Origin of the sequence: Chitinophaga sp. GbtcB8, assembly GCF_019091455.1 — a bacterium.
In the GTDB taxonomy this organism is placed as follows: domain Bacteria; phylum Bacteroidota; class Bacteroidia; order Chitinophagales; family Chitinophagaceae; genus Chitinophaga.
On record NZ_JAGXJN010000031.1, the window covers coordinates 71,340 to 90,535 of the forward strand.

A 19,196-nucleotide genomic window follows, 5' to 3' on the forward strand; every position below is an offset into this window, starting at 1 on the left:
AATCAGCCTTTTACCATCCCGCATTTTGTTTTAATACGTTATTTGACAAAGTGATCTGTGTATAAGGTATTTGCACCAGGCCCTTTGTTTCTGTGACCTTTGATGCCAGAATGGTTTTGGTTGTATTCACCCCTCCATTTTGAACGGTCGCTGATTCGGCAATGGCCGCTGCCGCAACATTTACGCCCTGGCGAAGCAGATCCCAATAACGGATCCCTTCTCCTGCAAACTCCAGCTTTCTTTCATTCATAATATTTGCCTGGTTTACCGGGAGCTGCACAAAGCTGGTACCCAATGCTCTTTTGCGTACATCATCAAAGTAATTTTGCGCGCCGGCAGCACCTAATTCAGCAGCCATTAACAATACATCGGCGTAACGGATAGATACATAATCCTGGAACTGACTGATCATGAAGCTTGCGCCACCCATTTTTTCAGCAAGGCTTTTTCCTGCCGCATCAGACATTGGTGTATATTTTTTAATGCAGTAGCCTGTATACTCCCTTTGATCTTTTATATTCTGAAAATCAAGTCCTTCATCCTTTATAGAAATAATAGAGGCATTTCTCCGGCTGTCATCCGGGGCATAGGCATTCCAAAGCTTAGGGTTCACGGTTGCGCCTCCCCAGCCCATTCCATACGGGTAAATATTCTGGATACGGATACCGAACATTACCATCCAGCTATTGCCATCCACATTGCCATTCCAATCACTGGTGTAGGTATACTTGATGGCAAACACGGTTTCCTTATTATCCTCTCCTACGTAATTATTGAGAGAGGCGGCAGGCCATAAATTGGCAAATTTGTCAACCAGCCCGAATCCTCCGTTGTTAATAACATCCTCCAGGTAAGCAAGCGCCTGTGCTTTTGACACCTCTCCTGCCAGGTCTGCTTTGTTATAAGCGCCGGTGTAATAAAGGAATACACGGCCTATCAAAGATTCAGCCGCCCATTTGGTTACCCGTCCGCGGGTGGAGGCATCCTGGCTGCCATAACTGGTGGCGGGAAGATTGGCTGCTGCAAATTTCAGATCATCTGTAATGAGCTTGTAAACACTGTCTACACCGGTCTGCGGCACATTATCAGTAGTTGGTTTTGTGATCAATGGAATATTGCCCCACAACCTGACCATATCAAAATAGCAGTATGCCCGTATAAACCTTGTTTCCGCTTCATAGGTCTTACGTAACTCGTCATTTCCTTTCCAATCCACCCCGTCCATGTGCAGCAAAAGCATGTTGGCACGGTAAATAGCTTTGTAATAAAGACTCCAGGTATCGCCAAACATATTCTGATCGGAAGGTGAGCGGAGCTTGTCAAATTCGTCCATCATCTGATAACCGAATCCGTCTGCATTACCGGTACCTCCGAATGCTTCATCGGACATGACCACAGACGCCACAGGAAAAGCAACGCCACCTGACCAGATCCGCTGCAATCCATCATATACGCCTACCAGCGCTTTCCAGGCATCATCCGGTGTTTTGTAAAAATTCTGTTCTGTGGCGGATGTTACATCTTCCGTATCCAGGAAGCTTTTACTACAGGCTATCAATGATAACAATGCAGTAAACAGTATATATACTTTTAAGTTTTTCATTGCTGATTCATTTTAAATTTAAAAGCGGATGTTTGCCCCAACCATGTATGTTCTGGGCCTGGGATAATATCCAAGGTCCACCCCGGATGAAAAACCTTCATTATATCCAACTTCCGGATCCATTCCTTTGTAACCGGTAATGGTGAAAGCATTCAGCACTGAAGCATATACTCTTAGCTTGCCCAGGTAGCTTTTCTTAACAAGGTTTGCAAAATCATATCCGAGCGTGATGGTGCTGATACGAAGATATTTTCCATCATAGATGTAGAGGTCTGAGAACTGCGCCCAGTTAACGCCGTCTTCTGTTACCCGGGGAATCCTGTTGGATGTTCCGGGACCATGCCAGCGTTCCAGGATCCCTGTAGTATAATTACCAAAGCCACCCGGACCTCTCCAGGACTGCACCAGCTGATTGCCGGAAACACCGGATGCCTGTATAAACAGATCAAAACCTTTATAACCCAGCGCTACGTTAAAACCAAATGTGAGATTAGGGTTAGGATCACCGATCTTTGTTTTGTCATTGGCATCAATGGCTCCATCGCCGTTCAGATCAACATAACGAACATCCCCTGGCTGGGCGGTGGGCTGAATGGGTGTACCTGATTTGCCTTTATAGGCCAGCACGTCTTCTGCTGTTTGAAAAATGCCGTCCGTTTTAAAGCCCCAGAAATAACCTACCGGCTCACCATTTGCCGCACGGTAAAACTCACCCGCATTGGCATACAGCACATTGGTATTGCCATGCAGCACATGATCATTTGTGGGAATATTCCCTATCCTGTTCCTGTTATAAGCGCCGTTCACACCAATTGAATAATTGAAGTTCTTACCAATGCTGTTCTGGTAATTAAGCGCCAGCTCAACGCCTTTATTCGTTACATCCCCCCCGTTGATCAGCGGCGCATCGGCGCCGGCAGTGGCAAGAATAGGTACGGTAATTAACCAGTCTTTTGTTTTCTTGTTGTAATAGTCAAAAGTTACGTTCAGGTTTTTCAGCACGGTAGCATCAAAGCCGATATTGGTTTGCTCGGAGGTTTCCCATTTTACATCAGGATTAGCGATGCGGCTTGGGAAGGCGCCCTGCGTATTTGCCCCTTCAACAGGCCCGAAGATATAGGCCGTATTACTGAAGCTGATGGGAGATAAATATTGATAAGCCGCCACATTCTGATTACCTACCCGGCCCCAGCTGCCGCGGATCTTCAGGAAATCCAGCCAATGAGCGCCCTGCATAAAGCTTTCCATAGAGGCCACCCATCCTGCGGACACAGAAGGGAAATATCCCCAGCGATGCCCGGGTGCAAATCTTGATGAGCCATCAGACCTGAAGGTGATATTCAGCAGATATTTTTCGCGGAAATCGTATTGCAGCCGCCCGAAATAAGACAGCAAAGCATTCTCAGTCGGCCCTCCGCCAATGCTCATATAAGGCGCACCCCTGTTCACATTCTGCGCCACGGAAAGGTAAGCATGCTGCAGATCGGCCACACGCAGGTACCAGTTGTTACCATTCATACCCACTGTTTTTGTTTTCAGCGAAGAGCTGCCTGCCATTACGCTGAAGTGGTGATCAGTGGCTATATTAAAATCATAGCTCAGTAAATTATCGAACTGAAGGGTTAGCCCGTTACCCATTGACTGGCTTACCTTGGAAGTATCATTAAACGCATAAATAGAGAGGTGGTAAACCGGGGTATAACCGTGGCTTTGATTAGAGGTGTAATTTAAACCCAGGCTGGAGCGGAACTTTAATCCCTTAATGGGCTCGGCCTGTATATATACATCGCCAAACAAACCCTGGTTGCTGTTGCGGTTACGCGTAGTGTAGTCCATTACAGCGTAGGGGTTGGATTCTGTATTGTTCCATGCCTGGTCCGGTTTTCCCGGGTACCAGCCTTTCTGGTCACTGCTGAAATAATTGCCGGCTGCATCATACATGGGCAGGAGCGGGCTTGTACTAAAAGACGAACGTAAGGTGTTATTGTACTGGCCATCTACCAAAATTCCATGCGTGTTCTGGTAATTGAATGTAAGATGCTCACCTATCTTAATAATATTCTGGTATAAGTTGTGATCGGAGTTGACCCTGAACGTATAACGCTCGAAGTTAGAAATGTTAGAGCCGCCTACAATACCGCCCTGGCCTGTATATCCCAATGATAAGGAATAGGCTGAACCGGCACCGCCGCCCTGTACGCCCAGCACATAGTTCTGGGTGGGTACATTGCTCTTAAACATCTGATCCATCCAGCTGGTATTTACGGGCAAATTGTCAATTACGTCATTGCTGAAATAAGGCGCTTTACCGGAGTTGGTTGCAGCTTCATTTATAATGGTGGCATACTCTTTTGCATTCAGCAGCTTTGCTTTACGTGCAACGTTCTGGGCGCCGTAAAAAACATCCAGGGTAACCTGCGCTTTCTGATTGTTCTTCCCTGAGCGGGTAGTAACCAGGATAACGCCATTGGCTGCCTGGGAACCGTAAATAGCAGCGGAAGCGGCATCCTTCAGGATGTCTATGGACTCAATATCAGCAGGATTCAGGTATGAGATGTCGCCGGTTTGAACGCCATCAACAATATACAGCGGAGAAAAATTACCCACCGTACCCTTACCACGGATAATAACATTCATGCCTGAACCGGGCTGCCCTGAATAAGAGGTGATCTGCACACCCGGTGCCTGCCCCTGCAAAGCCTGCAGCGCATTGGTAGTATTCTGCTTTTGAATATCGGCGCCTTTTACCTGTATGTTGGCGCCTGTTACCAGCTTTTTCTTTTGTGTGCCGTAACCGATCACCACTACATTCTCCAGCTGGTTCTCCGATTCCAGCAGCTGGATCCTTAATTCAGGCGATTCAACCTTCACCTCTTTTGCAACAAACCCTACGGAAGTGATCACCAGCACATCACCGGTGGATGCGTTAATAGAAAACTTTCCTGATTCATCCGCAATGGCGGCAGTTTGGGTATTCTTAACGTTAACCGACGCGCCCGGAACCGGGGCGGACGTGCTTTGGCTGGTGATGGTCCCACTCACTTTTGCTGTTTGGGCATAAGTGTTTTTGCTTAGGGTAAAAATCATAATTGTCCCCCATAACAGCAATATTCGCAAGCGAATAATTTTGGCTGACTTCATACGTGTGAATTTAAAATTGGCTATTTTTTATGTTTAGATGTTTCCCTTCATAAACCACTTCTTTATCGCATGCTGTATCAAGATCCAGGCGCCTTGTTTTATTAGGCGTTATCATATTTATACGGAAGGTTCTTTTTTGCAGCATCCCGTTGAATGATCCCTTCCGGTCTCCGATGGTAACGGTTCCTGTTGCTTCATTATATTTTACCGGGATAATAGAAAAAGCGCCTTTTTCATAATTGTAATTGGCTCCTTCATCTTCATACAGGTTAAAGGATGCATCGGCTCCGGTGTAAATGTTTAAGGTGATGGTATCGGCCTGTTTTTCTGTGGTGTATTGCAATGCAGGTCCAAAAGGCAGGATGGAGCCGGCTTTTACAAACAGCGGCATTCGTTCATAAGGAGCTTCGGCAATAATTTTTTGACCGCCTGCATACCATTTCCCAGAATAGAGATCATACCAGCCGGCACATTGGGGCAGGTACAGGGCACGTTCTGTTTTCCTGTATTCGCAAACAGGACTTACCAGCAGCGCAGGGCCAAACATATATTGATCTCCGATGTTCAGCACAGCTGTATCTGCTGCAAAGTCCATTGCAAGGCCCCGCATAATCGTATAGTCATTATGGTAACCCCATCCTGCCAGCGAATAGATATAGGGAAGTAAACGGTAACGCAGCTTATCGTAATAGAGAAAACTTTTATAGGCAGGATGATCCTCCGGGGCTGTATTAAATACCTCGCGGTAAGGGAATTGCCCATGGGAACGGAACAAAGGAGCAAAGGCGCCAAACTGCGACCAGCGGGTCATCAGCTCCCTCCACTCTTCCAGGTTTTCACTATCCGGCTTTTCAAATTTCCCCGGCACCACAAAACCGCCTATATCCATGGTCCAGTAAGGAAGTCCCGACATAGAAAAGTTCACGCCTGCGGTTATCTGCGCTTTCATATCCTGCCAGGTGGAGCCGATATCACCGCTCCATATGGCTGCTGCATAACGTTGTGAACCTGCAAAGCCGGAGCGTGTAAGCAGGAAAACCCTTTTATTGGGATCCGTTGAACGCTGCCCTTCATAGATCCCTTTTGCATTTTGCAGGGGATAGGCATTCAGGAATTCGGCTGCACTGCCTAAAGCGGTGGGCGTCATTTGCAGCTTTCTTTTATCCGGGCTTACATTGGAGAGAATGTCCGGCTCACTGGCGTCCATCCACCATGCGTCAATGCCTTTACTATAGATCTTATCATTGATCAGGTTCCAGAATCCTTTCCGGGCATCTCTGTTAAAGGCGTCGTAAAAAGTAGAAACATATCCGGTGCCGATCCAGTCTTTTTGCCGGTCGGCTATATTCCTTTTATAAAGCCATCCATTCTTATCAAACTCGTTGTATGCTGAGATGCCGTCGTAAAACTTCGGCCACACCGATATCATGATGTGGGTGTTGTATTTCTTATGCAACACATCGATCATACTGCCGGGAGAAGGAAAACGTTTTTCATCGAATTCCTGGCTGCCCCATTCGGCTTCCTTCCAATAGCTCCAGTCCAGCACGATATTGTCAATAGGGATCTTTCTCTTGCGGAATTCATCAACCGTGGTAAGGATCTCATCCTGTGTTTTATATCGCTCCCTGCTTTGCCTGGAACCCAATGCCCATTTGGGCACTATAGGCGCTTTACCGGTAAGATCCCGGTAACCGGAGATCACCTCATCCATATTATTACCATACACGAAGTAGTAATCAACCTGTTTGCCTGCTTCGGAACAAAAGCCAAAACTGTTTTGCTCTTCTTCGTTCAATGGCTCCTGCCATTTCAGAGAAAGATAGGATTCGCCTCCTTCAGGTGTCCATTCAATTTTAACAGGTATTTTCTCTCCTTTTTTGAAATCCCAGGGCACCAATGCAGACGCGGGGTTCCAGGCTTTGCGCCAGCGGTCTAAAACAAGCTTTCCATCCAGCCACACTTTCAGGGAACCACCGTAGGTGAACCGGAACTGGTGAAGGCCTGACAGATGACTGGCAAGGCTCCCTTCCCAGGTTACCATGCCCGTGGCAGGCGTAAATTCCCGGGGAAGCTGGATCCTGGAATCTCCCAGGAACTCCATATTGATATTTGCCTCAGCTCTTTCTGTACTTATTTCTTCTGGGTTGTGCGTATTGTTGATGTATGAAGCGGTAAGCCAGCCCGGTTCTCCCTGCTTTGAAAAAAGCTGCATGGAGGAAAGCGGGTGCAGCGGCCTTACATCACCGGCCCTGGTCAGGGAATAATTATCCCACAGAATGCCATAGTTTTTACTGGAAATCAAAAATGGAACGGCTACTTCGGTATTGTTCTGGAAGAAAGTAACCTGCTGCCCCCGGTAATTCATGATACCGTCCTGGTGCTGGCCCAATCCATACCATGCATCACTGCCTGTTGTCTGAAAGGTTTGCGTGAGCGTGTAAGACCGTTTGCCGTCAAATACTACGGGTTGAAAATTCCTTCCAAACGGCTGTTTTTCAGCCAGTATTTTTTTGCCGCTGAGATCCGTGAAAGTAACGGCCCCGGTTTTACGGTCGATAGTAGCGATTAATTTGGAGGTTTTGAGTGTGAGACTTTCTTTAGAAGGAATCACATTCCAGGTAAGCCCGGGCTTTTTTTTGTAAACAGTGATCAGGCTATTGCCGGGAGCTATTTCTTTGCCGGGAGCTGCGATCACTCTTATAATATTATCCGCAATCACTTCCAGCTTAACGGCATTCGATGAGCCGGTTAGCAAAGGGTCTGTAAAAAGTAATACGCCATCAGGAAGTTTGATGTAGGCGGGTGGCACTGCCAATAAGTCATTCAATAACGCAGAAGCCAACAGGCTAAACAGCAGCAATCTCAATTTCATACACGTGAATTAGAAATGCTGTAAAGCTATTGCCTGGCCGTTTGAAAGCAGGCGGTTGAATGTTTCAAACTAGGGGGTTAAATGTTACAAAGAGCTGATTTTCATCGCCATCTTTTTGACAGAAAGGAAACTAATTATCTCTATTCCTGATATTTGTTATGTATTGTGAGGGTAACATATTAAACTCTTCCTTGAAAAATTTGGAGAAGATCTTGGGATCATTGAATCCTACCTCGTATGCAATTTCGGCAATTGACATTCCGCTTTTATCTAATAATTGAGCCGCTCTTTTCAAACGGATGGAACGGATAAACTCCAACGGCGACCTGCCGGTAAGGGAAACGATCTTTCTATAAAAGGTAACCCGGCTCATGCACATCTCACGGCTAAGATCTTCCACCGAAAAATCCGGGTTATCTATTTGCTTTTCAACAGCTTCCAAAGCCTGTTTCAGGAATTTTTCGTCCACAGGGGTGATGGTAACCTCCCCGGGATTCACCTCAATCTGCTTCTGGAACCTCTTTTGCAACAATTTTTGCTGTGTCAGCAGGTTATTGATGCGGGAGGCCAGGATCTCAAAAGTGAAAGGTTTTGTGATATAATCGTTCACGCCTGCTTTCAAACCCTCCAGCTGTTTTTCCTCACTTCCCATGGCGGTAAGCAAAACAACGGGAATATGGGCCGTGAGCGTTTCCGTCTTAATTTTTTTGACCAGCTCCACCCCGTCCATTAAAGGCATCATAATGTCGCTCACCACCAGGTCGGGGTTTAGCTGCTTTATTTTCTCCCAGCCTTCCTTTCCGTTCGTGGCTTCTTCTATACGGTATTGCCCTTTCAGGTTGTCCTTTAAATAAAAGCGCAGGTCCTCATTGTCCTCTACTATGAGTATGGTTTTCCTCTTATCGCCCTTTTTACTTTCTTCTAATACTATGGGTTCTCCATTTTCTGCCGGTAAAGGGGTGGTTACAGCCCGGGCCGGGGATTCATAAATCTTCTTTGCGGGAAGCAGCACGGTAAAACAGGTACCCTGATCCCGCTCGCTTTTTACGGTAATGATCCCGTTATGCAATTTTACAAACTCTTTTGTAATAGCCAGGCCAATGCCCGTTCCCTGGTTCACCATGCTTTCCGGGACCTCTGTTTGAAAGAACCGTTCAAAGATCTTTTCGTGCTGACCGGCCGGGATCCCGATACCGGTATCTTTTACTTCAATGGCCAGTGTTCCATCCCCTTCATTATTTACCGGCGGCTGATAAATAAGGTTAATGCTCACGGCGCCGTTATCATGCGTATACTTAAAAGCATTCGAAAGGAGGTTGAACAGGATCTTTTCAATCTTATCCTTATCGAAATAAATTTCCAGGCTGTCAATATTAGCGGAGAATGAAAATTGGATCTTTTTCTTTTCCGCAATATCCGCAAACGAACGGCTGATTTCCCCGCTAAACCCGATAATGTCGCCTATGGAAGGGTGTAATCTTACTTCCTGCACTTCCATCTTCCTGAAATCCAGCAGCTGGTTTACCAGGTTCAGTAAGCGTTTTGCGTTACGCTGCACCAGGTTTAATTGCTTTACCTGCTCTTCATCTGCAGTATGCTTAATGATCTTGTCCAATGGGGCAATGATCAGACTTAACGGGGTGCGGAATTCATGGCTTACATTGGTAAAGAATTTTGTCTTTAACTGTTCCAGCGCATGCGCCCTTTCTGCTTCCCTGCGTTGTTGCTGCACTTCAAAGCGCATGCGTATCCGGTCTAATGTAATACGCCGGGCAAGTAAGAACAAGCCTGCAGCAATCAATATATAAATAATATAGGCAAGGGGAGTTCGCCAGAACGGCGGCTCAATATTGATCTGCAAAGCTTTAATGTTACTCCAGGAACCATCCCGGCCTAAAACCTTTACTTTAAAAACATAATGACCAGGATTAAGGTTGGTGTAAGTAACCCTTCTTTGGCTGCCATCTGCATAAAACCAATCTGTATTAAACCCTTCCAGCATGTATGCATACTTATTAGAAGCATTGCCGCCAAAATCAAGGGAAGCAAATTCAATGGAGAAAACGTTCTCTTTATGTTTCAGGTCTATGTGCTGCAGCCTTGGTAAAGATTGCGGCAGCAGGGTTCTGTTATTGATCCGCTCACCCGGCGCCACTTCTTTATTTAAGATCTGCAAACCGGTAAAAACAATTTTAGGATGGTAAGCAGGCTTTTTTATGTTATCCGGATCAATAATATTAAACCCAAAAGGACCGCCAAAGATCAACTCACCGGCCCGTGTTTTGAGTGCTGCATTTTCATTAAATTCACGGTTCTGCAGGTTGTTCGTCTCATCGTAGCTAATAACAGAGAAAGTAAGTCCGCTATTCGTTTGCTTTGGAATGGCATTACACAAACCATTGGGCGTGGAGAGCCAGAATGTTTGATGATCGTCTTCAAGAATATCCAGGATCATGTTATCGGGCAAGCCATCTGCGGTAGTGAAGGTCTGAAATTCTTTTGTTCGTTCATTAAACAAATTCAAACCGTCTCCCGTTCCCAGCCAGATCCGTCCCTTGCTGTCTTCCAGGATACAGGAAACAATATTGTTGCTTAAACTATTTTTGTTGTTTGTATGCTGATAAAAGACCGGAATGCTTTTATTCTTTTCAAAAACGGCCACCCCGGCATTTGTACCGATCCATAAATTACCCTTTCTATCCTGAAGGATGTTAAAAATGTACTCGGTAAGTGCACCCCCTGCCTGGCCTGTGTAATGGTCAAACTTATTTGTACTCCTGTTAAAACGATTCAGGCCGCCACCCAAAGTACCGATCCATAAATTCTGGTCCTGGTCCTCAAATATTTCCCAAACCCGGTCGTCTCCCAAACTTGAAGAATCACGATCGTCATGCCGGTAGTGTGTAAACTTCTTTCCGTCAAAACGGTCAAGGCCCCCCAGGTAAGTTCCAATCCAGAGTATACCTGTATGATCGATCCACAAACTTACAATTACATTTCCCGTCAGGCTGTTTTGGTTGTTTGGATCGTGCAGATACTGTTTAAAAGTATTGTTCTTCCTATCAAAGTAAATGAGTCCCCCGCCATTGGTCCCGATCCAGATATTACCCAGCCTGTCTTCAACAAAACGGTTTACATCATCATATTGAAGGCTCTTTGCATTCAATTCCTGGTGATGATAATATGGAAATTGTACGATGTTGCTGTTTAAATAATTTACCCCCTGCTTATATGTTCCCAGCCAGATAATGCCGTTATCGTCTTTATAGATCGTGTTGATGCTGTTTTGGCTCAGGCTTTTAGGATCCTGGGGATCATTCAGCAGGTAACTGGTTTGAAAGCTGTTCTTCTTATTGATCAGGGCTACTCCCCCATGGTCCGTTCCTACCCAGATCAAACCATTATTATCCTGAATGATCTGGCTTACTACTTCTGAAATCAGCCTGGCTGGAGAGGACTTTTTATTAACCTGCCTGATGGTATTATCCTGCGGATGAAAAAGAAAAGCTCCATAGGTGTAACACCAGATCCAAACATCTCCATCATTGTCTATAAAAAGGCTATTAGGATTATTCCCTTTATGCTGTTCCTGCAATGCAGTGCTGGAGAATATAACCTTATCCAATGTTATGTCATATTCCTGCAAAAATCCATTTTGATATACGAGCCATAACTTCCCATCTTTTGTTTCTTTAACGGAAGTGATCTTTCCGGGAGAATGGAGTGTGTCCTGGTACCTGAATGGTTTTACTCTTTTATCAGTAGCTGAATATAAATATAAACCCAGGTCATTGTAAAGGAACCAGTATCTGTGATCATTCCCTTTCACGACACCCGCAATCACTCCCGGGGGTAACCCGAGCAGACGTAAATAGTTAAAATAGTCTGCATCAAACTTTTCGGTGTCCGGATTATAAATACAAGCCCCTCCTCCTGTTGACACCCACATCTTTCTGTCAGGAAGCTCATACAGCGACAGGACATTATTATTCTTTAGCGAAGAGCTGTCACTGTGATTTTGACGGAATATCCTGCACATATATCCATCATAGCGGTTAAGTCCGGCCGCGGTACCAAACCATAAAAAGCCATCCGGATCTTTTAATACTGCATTCACCTGGTTGTGTGAAAGCCCGCTGTGCATATCAAGCCTGGAGAAATTATAATGGTCACGTTGTGCAAAAACTAAAGCCGGAAACAGCAGTAAACCAACTGAAATAAAAAAACGTATTACAAATTTAAGGTGGTTCAAAACAGACTGTATCATTTTAAGTTTCATTGTTCAAAAACCCCATCACAAAAAAGAAAACCGGTAACAGCTCCACGTTTATAGCTGTAATTTCAGCTGGACTCCAAATATAATTGATAACCGGGAATTATAAGAGAGGCAGAAAAACTAAGCCGCACAAAAGATACGGATAAACGAGTGAACAATTGAAAGGTGGCTCTCAATTGCAATCGTTGTGGATTTGCATTCATGATTCGTTTTTTTAAACGTGGAAGCGACCTGGTTTACTTCAATCTGAAGCTAATATAATAGTTATTCTATCGATTGAAAATTTTTATCTTCGTTTCTTTATGAACCCAATGAACAACTATGTCTAAAGCAGATTGGAATTTACCTCCCCATTCACCGATCCCCTTTCATTTCCCCCAAATAATTTGCGGTACAAGCAGTCTGGGAAATTTGTACGAAGAACTTTCTTTTCCTGATAAACTGAATCTGGTTAAAACCTACCTGGAATGTTATCCCTCAGGAGGTATTTTCGATTCTGCCGGCAAATATGGAGCAGGACTTTCTCTCGAAGTACTTGCCAGCTCATTGATGCATTTGGATGTTGACCCGGGCAATATTTTAATCAGCAATAAACTGGGATGGCTCCGGACACCATTAAAAGAGAAGGAGCCAACGTTTGAGAAAGGTGTATGGAAAAATCTGCAAAACGATGCCGTACAAAAGATCAGCTATGAAGGCATTTTTGAATGTTATGAACAGGGCAACCAGTTGTTGGGCCCCTACCGCCCCCAGCTTGTTTCTGTTCATGATCCGGACGAATACCTGGCTGCTGCCGGCAGTGAAAAAGAAAAAGAAGACAGGTTCCAGGACATCCTGGCGGCCTACAGGGCATTGCAGGAACTTAAATCAGAAAGAAAGGTGTCCCATATAGGCGTTGGTTCAAAAGACTGGCGAATTATTCAAAGGATTTCCAGGGAGATCGGATTGGATTGGGTTATGCTTGCCAATTCGCTTACCATCTATGAACATCCGGCTGAATTACTGGAATTTGTTAAGGAATTAAATCAGCGGAACATAAACATCATCAACTCGGCTGTTTTCAATGGCGGATTTCTTGTAGGGAGTAATTATTTCAACTACCGCCCGATAAATGAATCAGACCCCAAGGATAAAAAGCTACTTGAGTGGAGAAGCAGTTTTTTTGCGCTTTGCAACCGGTTCGGTTTAACGCCATCACATGCATGTATACAGTTTGGCATCAGTATTCCAGGAATTGGCTCACTCGCATTAAACAGTACATCGGCCAGCCGCATAAAACAGAATATGGAAATGATCTCTGCAGAGATCCCTGCTGCATTTTGGACGGCAATGAAAGACAGGAAGCTTATCGCGTTGGATTATCCATATCTCGGCTGATGCCGTTTACTTCGGGTGAATTGGCCCGTTATTTCGTATCTACCTCCCAGTTATCCGTACGGAAGGGCGCAAGGGGCAGCCCTTCACGGCTGAAGACGTTGCCCATTGCTGCATCCCTGAAGCCATAACGCACGGCTACAGGAGCTTTCACCATTTTGCTCCATACCGTCACCGTACGCTGGTGTATCACTGCTTCCGCCGGATAGAATATTTTATCGTCACCGGCAATCATCCATTCTGTGGCGGTTGCTCCTTTTATTACCAATCCTTTATCTGCATGATTGAAAGTTATGATGGCCTTGTTTCCCCGGATCCGCATGTTACTAAAAACCGGACTTTGAAAGGGGATGCCCTGCCGGTGATAAGTGTCTGCCAGCGCAAAATTGGCTAAACGGAGCCCCACATCATGTTTGTTTGCGGGGTGAACATCGTTGGTGTCGGCCACCAGGTCTGTGATCACCACCATGCCGGTTTTATGATGCACTGCGCTTTGCAGCTGCGCTTCCTGCAACAGGGCGCCGGTGTTTTTTACCTGGTACCTGAAAGGGGCGATCTGCACAAAATAAAAAGGAAAGTCTCTTTTCCAGGCCATTCGCCAACTGTCTATCATGGCCGTGAATAACTGTTTGTAGGTGCCTGCTGCGCCGGTATTGTTCTCTCCCTGGTACCAGATGGCGCCAGCAATGGTGTAAGGTATTACCGGCGCTATCATAGCATTAAATGCATAACCGGGCTGATAAGGGCACATACCACTGGGCGCTATTCTGGCCGCAGCCTGTTTTAGTATAGGATTGTTGTGCACAAGGCTGTCCGGAGTCCATACTTCAGCCGCGGTGCCGCCCCAGCTGGCGGCGATCAGGCCAACGGGAACATTAAGCTCCCTGCTTAAACGTTTGCCGAAAAAATACGCTACGGCGCTAAATGCCTGCAGCGTAATACTGTCGCAGGCCGCCCACTGTCCGGCACAATCATCCTGCGGGTACGGGGCGGTTGTTTTGGGGATATGAAAGAAACGGATATTGTTGAGGTGAGCGGAAGACAGTTCTGCTTTTACATCCTGCAAGCCCTTTTCTGCACTCATTTCCATATTACTTTGCCCGGAACAGATCCAAACTTCACCGGTCATTACATTATTCAGCACAAGGGTGTTTTTCCCTTTTATAACAATGGTATACGGACCACCTGCGGCAGGCGTTGCCACCTTCAGCTCCCAGCGCGCATCGCGGGAGCCGGTGGCCTTGTATGTTTGCTGGCCCCATGAGGGCGCTACGGTCACTTCTTCATAAGGGTCTGCCCATCCCCAGATCTTTACACTGTCGTGCTGCTGCAATACCATGTTGCTGCTGATGATCCGGGGCAAACGGATATTACCGTAGCCGGAAAGTGCCATGCACAGCAGCGCTGTAATAACTATTCCACGCATATTCCTGTATTCATTTAAAAGCCGGAAGAATGTAACTGTAAACGTCATATTTCAATTCGCTCCACACACTCTGGCGGGGGAACGGATGACCGGGATATAATTCCTGCGCGTTGGGTATGAAGGTGATCCTTACCCTGATAACATCGCGGCCTTTTGTAAGCGCGGCAGGAATAAGGAACTCATCGTCCCGGAAACGGCGGTTGGATGTTTCCACCTTGTATTGCCGCGGCGATAGTTCGCCGGGCGGCCTGGATATCACATAGGTATTGGCGCCTGCCAGGTACCATGTACCGGCCTTCTGCCAGTCGTTTGATCCTGCTGCTGCGACAAATACTTCCGCTGTCTGGTTAGGATAAGCATAATCCAGCGTTCTGCGTAACAGTGCACCCATATTGTCTTTGCGGAGGCGCAGGGTGAACGCTGAGGTACCGGTGGTAGTGCGGCCGTCTTCCACATGCGCGGGATAGATCTCCTTTCCTATCAGCTCCTTATAACCCGGCCTGTTTTGCAGGTCATAACCCCAGGCATGAGCGGGATAGGTATCAGGGCCCCATTCATATCTTGAACGGATGGTGTTCACTGCTGAGGCTTGCGGTGAATGATAGTTATGCTGCTGTTCATCGGCCGGCTGGCCAATATCCAGGGAATCGGTTTTAACCAGTGAGGGGGCGGGCAGGCCGTACCAGTAGCAGACCGTTTCATAATGTTCCTGCGCTACATTTTCGTTATGCTCAAAGCGGATCATGGCGCGCTTGCCAAATGGCATCAGATCGGCCAGCAAAAAGCGGTAGGCGGATTGAATGAGGTCTTTGTCATTGACGGCCTTTTTCTTTTCCGTGGCCCCACAAGGGTGCCCGGCAAGCGGAAGCGTCATGTTCTCTCCTCCCCAGTAATCACCTCCCCCAGCCCATTCTTCAGTGCCTGTTCCATATGCCTGCGGTGTACGGCTGTCATCAAAAAAGAAACGCGGGTCGCCTTCCAGCGTGCTCAGGTTGGCGTTGTGAGAGAATATAAAAGATGTGCCCAGGAAACTGCCAGACCATTCCTGGTGGCCTTCTGCGCCTTGTGTATCCAGCCAGGTCATGTCCTGCCCCAGCTCAGGTTTCGGAAAGTCGCGGTAAGTGGCATGAAAATAAGTGCTCCTGCCCGCAGGTATCTTAGACCGTTCATAACGGAGCTCATAGCTGATCTCTGCAGTATCCGGCTGTATACCTGTAAGCTCGAACCTGGCTGTTTTAAAGAAAGGCATGGGATAATAACAGGCCAGCTGCAGCTTATTGTTCGTATAGTCGTAACTGATATTGACGGGCAGGCCTTTTACGAGATACCTTTTCCGCTCACGGTTGTAGAAAGTGCCTGCGCCAAAGAACAGGCACAAAGGAGCGTCGATGGAAGGCTGCGCTGCATCGTCCCAGGTTATGCGCAGCCGCACACGCTCCAGCGCCTCTGTTTTTTCCAGCGGCAGGGTAAGTTTTAAAGCTCTCAGGGAAGAGGATGCGGATGTAATGCTGGCCAGCAATACGGTTGGTTTGTCCAGCTTTACGCGGCCCTGTACTTTTTTAATGTTTTGCGGCGCAATATCAGTGCCTGCGCGGTTCAGCAGGTCTGTTATATCACGGTCAGGCATTTGGCCAATATTCCAGCTGCGCAATGGTTTGGAGAGCGCATCTTTATTGGCATACAGATGATAGATGTAATAGCCGGTACCGTAAAACGTTCTGGAGTAGGCGATCCGCAGCGAATCGCGAAAGGTTATTGGAACCCAGATCAGGTTAGCGCCTTTGGTGGTACCCCAGGTCCAGGCCAGGGGCTCGGGGAAAGAAGCAGCGGGAATAAACGCAGTGCTTTTGAACTTTTTCACGGCATCCACCGGGTTAGCAGTAGCGGTTTCAGATACGATGTTATCCTTCCCATCCACCATAAAATGCCAGGGGCTGCCGTGCCAGTGATTGGCCCGGAAAAAATACAGCACGCCGGCGCCTTTTACATCCAGCGTCACGTTTTCATCTTCTTTATTCATAAAAAGAAAATTCGAAGCATCGTATCCGCCGCCGGTGCGGGCATAGGTGCTGCGCATATATGCGCGTACGCCAATGCGCTGCTGCGGCAAGTTTTCCCATGAACGGCAAGCATCGTAGCCGGTGGGGACTTTGCGCTGCTGTGCATGCGCATACAGCGGTACAAAAAACAGCAGCAGTAATAAATTCCGGAGTGCGGTCATATAATTGCCGGTTTTGAGCGTTTATATCAGTTAGCTTTTTTCCATTTTAAGGGGGCGAGATAAAGCCCCTTTTTATCCCATCCTGTATTTGAAATGAACCAGCCTTCTTTTTTATCGTAGATCACTTCAGCCGCGTGCACGGGTAAGGTGCATACCAGGTTCTCTACCGGGAAATTTTCAGGGTCTTTGGACCAGTACACGGCCGTGAGGTTATAAGTTGTCATGGCCTTGCAGATGAAAAGGTAGAACAGGCCCTTATGCCGTACTACAAAAGGGCTCTCCGCATCTCCCCCCCAATAGATCTTGTACGGCTGTATATGGGCTATGTGCGGGCCGCTCCAGTGCAGCAGGTCAGGGCCGGTGCGCACAGCTACGGCAGAACGGAGGTCCGTTTCCGTTAGTACCCTGGTATAATAGTAATAGTATTTGTTTTTGTATTTCATGACGTAAGAATCCCGGGCATGCCCGGGATCACTGAAAAGCGGGTTCCGGTCGTGCCGCGTCCAGTTAAAAAGATCTTTGCCGGCAGCCAGGCGCAGCTGCCCCCAGGATGCATACTCCGGTGCATTATGCTGCATATTGCCGGTGTTGTAAAACAGGTAATATGTTCCCTTTTCCCGTAAGGCATACGGCGCCCACAATACGCGCTCCACGCCGGGTTCCGCCGTCATGGCATAACCATGGTCTTCCCATTTGGCCTGTTTAATGGAGGAGGCGGATATATGGAAAAGCCGCTTCTCATCCCAGGGTTTTACAGGCAGGTGGTGAATGATGCCATAGGCATGCCAGGTACCGTTGCGGCCTTTGATAAATGTATGGTCATTGGTGTACCAGGCGCTGTCGCCCTCCTTCCGCGTATCGTTAGGATTAAAGATGTGCACAAAGGGGCCGCTTATTTCCGGGATGAGATAACCCGTGTTTTGACCATAAATGCAGTGAAAGGCGGAAAGCATGCCTGCCAGTAAAAAAATGAGCTTGATTTTCATACGATAGATTTGTGCGGTGAGGAATACCGCTTCACGCGTAATGCGGCTTGTTCCTTATGTCCGGCAAAACCTTCCAGCTCACAGAGGCGCATGGCGTATTCGCCGATCATAACACTTGCTTCCGGCGTACAGCGCTGATAGGTGCAGTTCTTCAGGAATTTCCCTACCCATAAGCCCCCGGTATACCTGGCGGCTTTCATGGTAGGCAGCGTATGATTTGTGCCGATCACTTTATCGCCGTATGCTACATTCGTTTCTGCACCCAGGAACAAGGCACCGTAATTGGTCATGTTGTCCAGGAAGAACTGCGGGTCTTTTGTCAGTACTTCCACATGCTCATAGGCCAGCATATCAGCCTCGCGCAGCGCTTCTTCCCGGCTGTCCACAATGATCACTGATCCGCAATCGCGCCAGGCCACCCGTGCAATATCCGCTGTAGGCAGGTACTGAAGCTGCCTTTCGATCTCCGCCAGCGTTTCATGGGCCAGCGTGACGGAAGTGGTGATAAGTGCGGCAGGTGAGGTAGGTCCGTGCTCTGCCTGTCCCAGCAGGTCGCAGGCCACCATTTCGGCATCCGCGGTTTCATCGGCGATCACCAGTATTTCCGTAGGGCCGGCAAAGAGGTCCATACCTACACGGCCGAACAGCTGTCTTTTTGCTTCTGCTACATAGGCATTGCCCGGCCCCACGATCATATCCACCGGTGAAATGGAAGAGGTGCCGATGGCCATAGCGCACAATGCCTGCACGCCACCCAGGATATAAATTTCATCTGCCCCTGCAAAATGCATGGCGCAAACAGTGGCTTCCGGAATGTTGCCGTTGATTGGCGGCGTACAGGCAATAACCCTTTTTACGCCGGCCACCCGTGCGGTGATAATGCTCATGTGAGCAGCTGCCACCATGGGATACCGCCCGCCGGGAATGTAACAACCCACGCTATTCACCGGGATATTCTTATGCCCCAGGAATACACCGGGCAGCGTTTCTATTTCAATATCCGAAATAGAGGCCCGCTGCTGCTCCGCAAAAAAACGGATCTGCTGCTGTGCAAAACGGATATCGTCTTTCACCTGTTGAGGCATGCGGTCAACGATCGTTTTGATCTGACTGTCCGTTAACCGGAATGAACCGGGCTGCCAGTTGTCAAATGATGCTGCATATTTCCGCACAGCAAGGTCGCCGTTCTCTTCTACGTCGCTGATGATCTTTCCAACGGTTTTCCTGATGTCCGCATCTGCATTCTTAATGTCGGATTCACTTTTCCCTTTTTTCAAATACCTGCTCATTGGTT

9 protein-coding genes are annotated in these 19,196 nt (G+C 47.4%); 1 reads left to right on the forward strand and 8 read right to left on the reverse strand.

The window, feature by feature from the left end; all coding sequences use genetic code 11:
• Positions 1–10: 10 nt before the first annotated feature.
• The 4 genes from KVT36_RS23225 to KVT36_RS23240 all read right to left on the reverse strand — a co-directional run bounded on the left by KVT36_RS23225 (position 11) and on the right by KVT36_RS23240 (position 11,871).
• Positions 11–1,603 carry a RagB/SusD family nutrient uptake outer membrane protein gene (locus KVT36_RS23225; protein WP_217605840.1) on the reverse strand — a complete coding sequence of 531 codons (1,593 nt, stop codon included), beginning with the start codon at positions 1,601–1,603 and terminating at the stop codon, positions 11–13.
• 18 nt (positions 1,604–1,621) lie between these two features.
• The gene (locus KVT36_RS23230) at positions 1,622–4,645 is read right to left on the reverse strand and encodes a SusC/RagA family TonB-linked outer membrane protein (protein WP_368670043.1); all 3,024 of its coding nucleotides are present in this window, start codon (positions 4,643–4,645) and stop codon (positions 1,622–1,624) included.
• Between the two features lie 109 nt (positions 4,646–4,754).
• Entirely contained in the window at positions 4,755–7,619 is a 2,865-nt protein-coding gene (locus KVT36_RS23235) for a TIM-barrel domain-containing protein (protein ID WP_217605842.1), read from the reverse strand.
• A gap of 130 nt (positions 7,620–7,749) precedes the next feature.
• Positions 7,750–11,871, reverse strand: a complete 4,122-nt coding sequence (locus tag KVT36_RS23240; protein WP_254640164.1) for a two-component regulator propeller domain-containing protein — start codon at positions 11,869–11,871, stop codon at positions 7,750–7,752.
• Between the two features lie 345 nt (positions 11,872–12,216).
• Here KVT36_RS23240 and KVT36_RS23245 point away from each other — a divergent pair, with 345 nt between their 5' ends.
• A complete protein-coding gene (locus tag KVT36_RS23245) occupies positions 12,217–13,272 on the forward strand; it encodes an aldo/keto reductase (RefSeq protein ID WP_217605843.1) in 1,056 nt (351 codons plus the stop codon).
• 28 nt (positions 13,273–13,300) lie between these two features.
• On the opposite strand, the gene KVT36_RS23250 is transcribed toward KVT36_RS23245, so the two are convergent.
• Genes KVT36_RS23250 through hisD form a run of 4 tightly spaced genes read right to left on the reverse strand, consistent with a single transcriptional unit; the run spans position 13,301 to position 19,191 of the window.
• A complete protein-coding gene (locus KVT36_RS23250) occupies positions 13,301–14,695 on the reverse strand; it encodes a sialate O-acetylesterase (protein ID WP_217605844.1) in 1,395 nt (464 codons plus the stop codon).
• 10 nt (positions 14,696–14,705) lie between these two features.
• Positions 14,706–16,916, reverse strand: a complete 2,211-nt coding sequence (locus KVT36_RS23255) for a DUF2961 domain-containing protein (protein WP_217605845.1) — start codon at positions 16,914–16,916, stop codon at positions 14,706–14,708.
• A gap of 26 nt (positions 16,917–16,942) precedes the next feature.
• Entirely contained in the window at positions 16,943–17,902 is a 960-nt protein-coding gene (locus KVT36_RS23260; protein WP_217605846.1) for a hypothetical protein, read from the reverse strand.
• Complete coding sequence (gene hisD, locus KVT36_RS23265) at positions 17,899–19,191, reverse strand: histidinol dehydrogenase (protein ID WP_217605847.1); 1,293 nt, start codon at positions 19,189–19,191, stop codon at positions 17,899–17,901. The genes KVT36_RS23260 and hisD overlap by 4 nt, the downstream gene beginning before the upstream one ends.
• Positions 19,192–19,196: the final 5 nt, after the last annotated feature.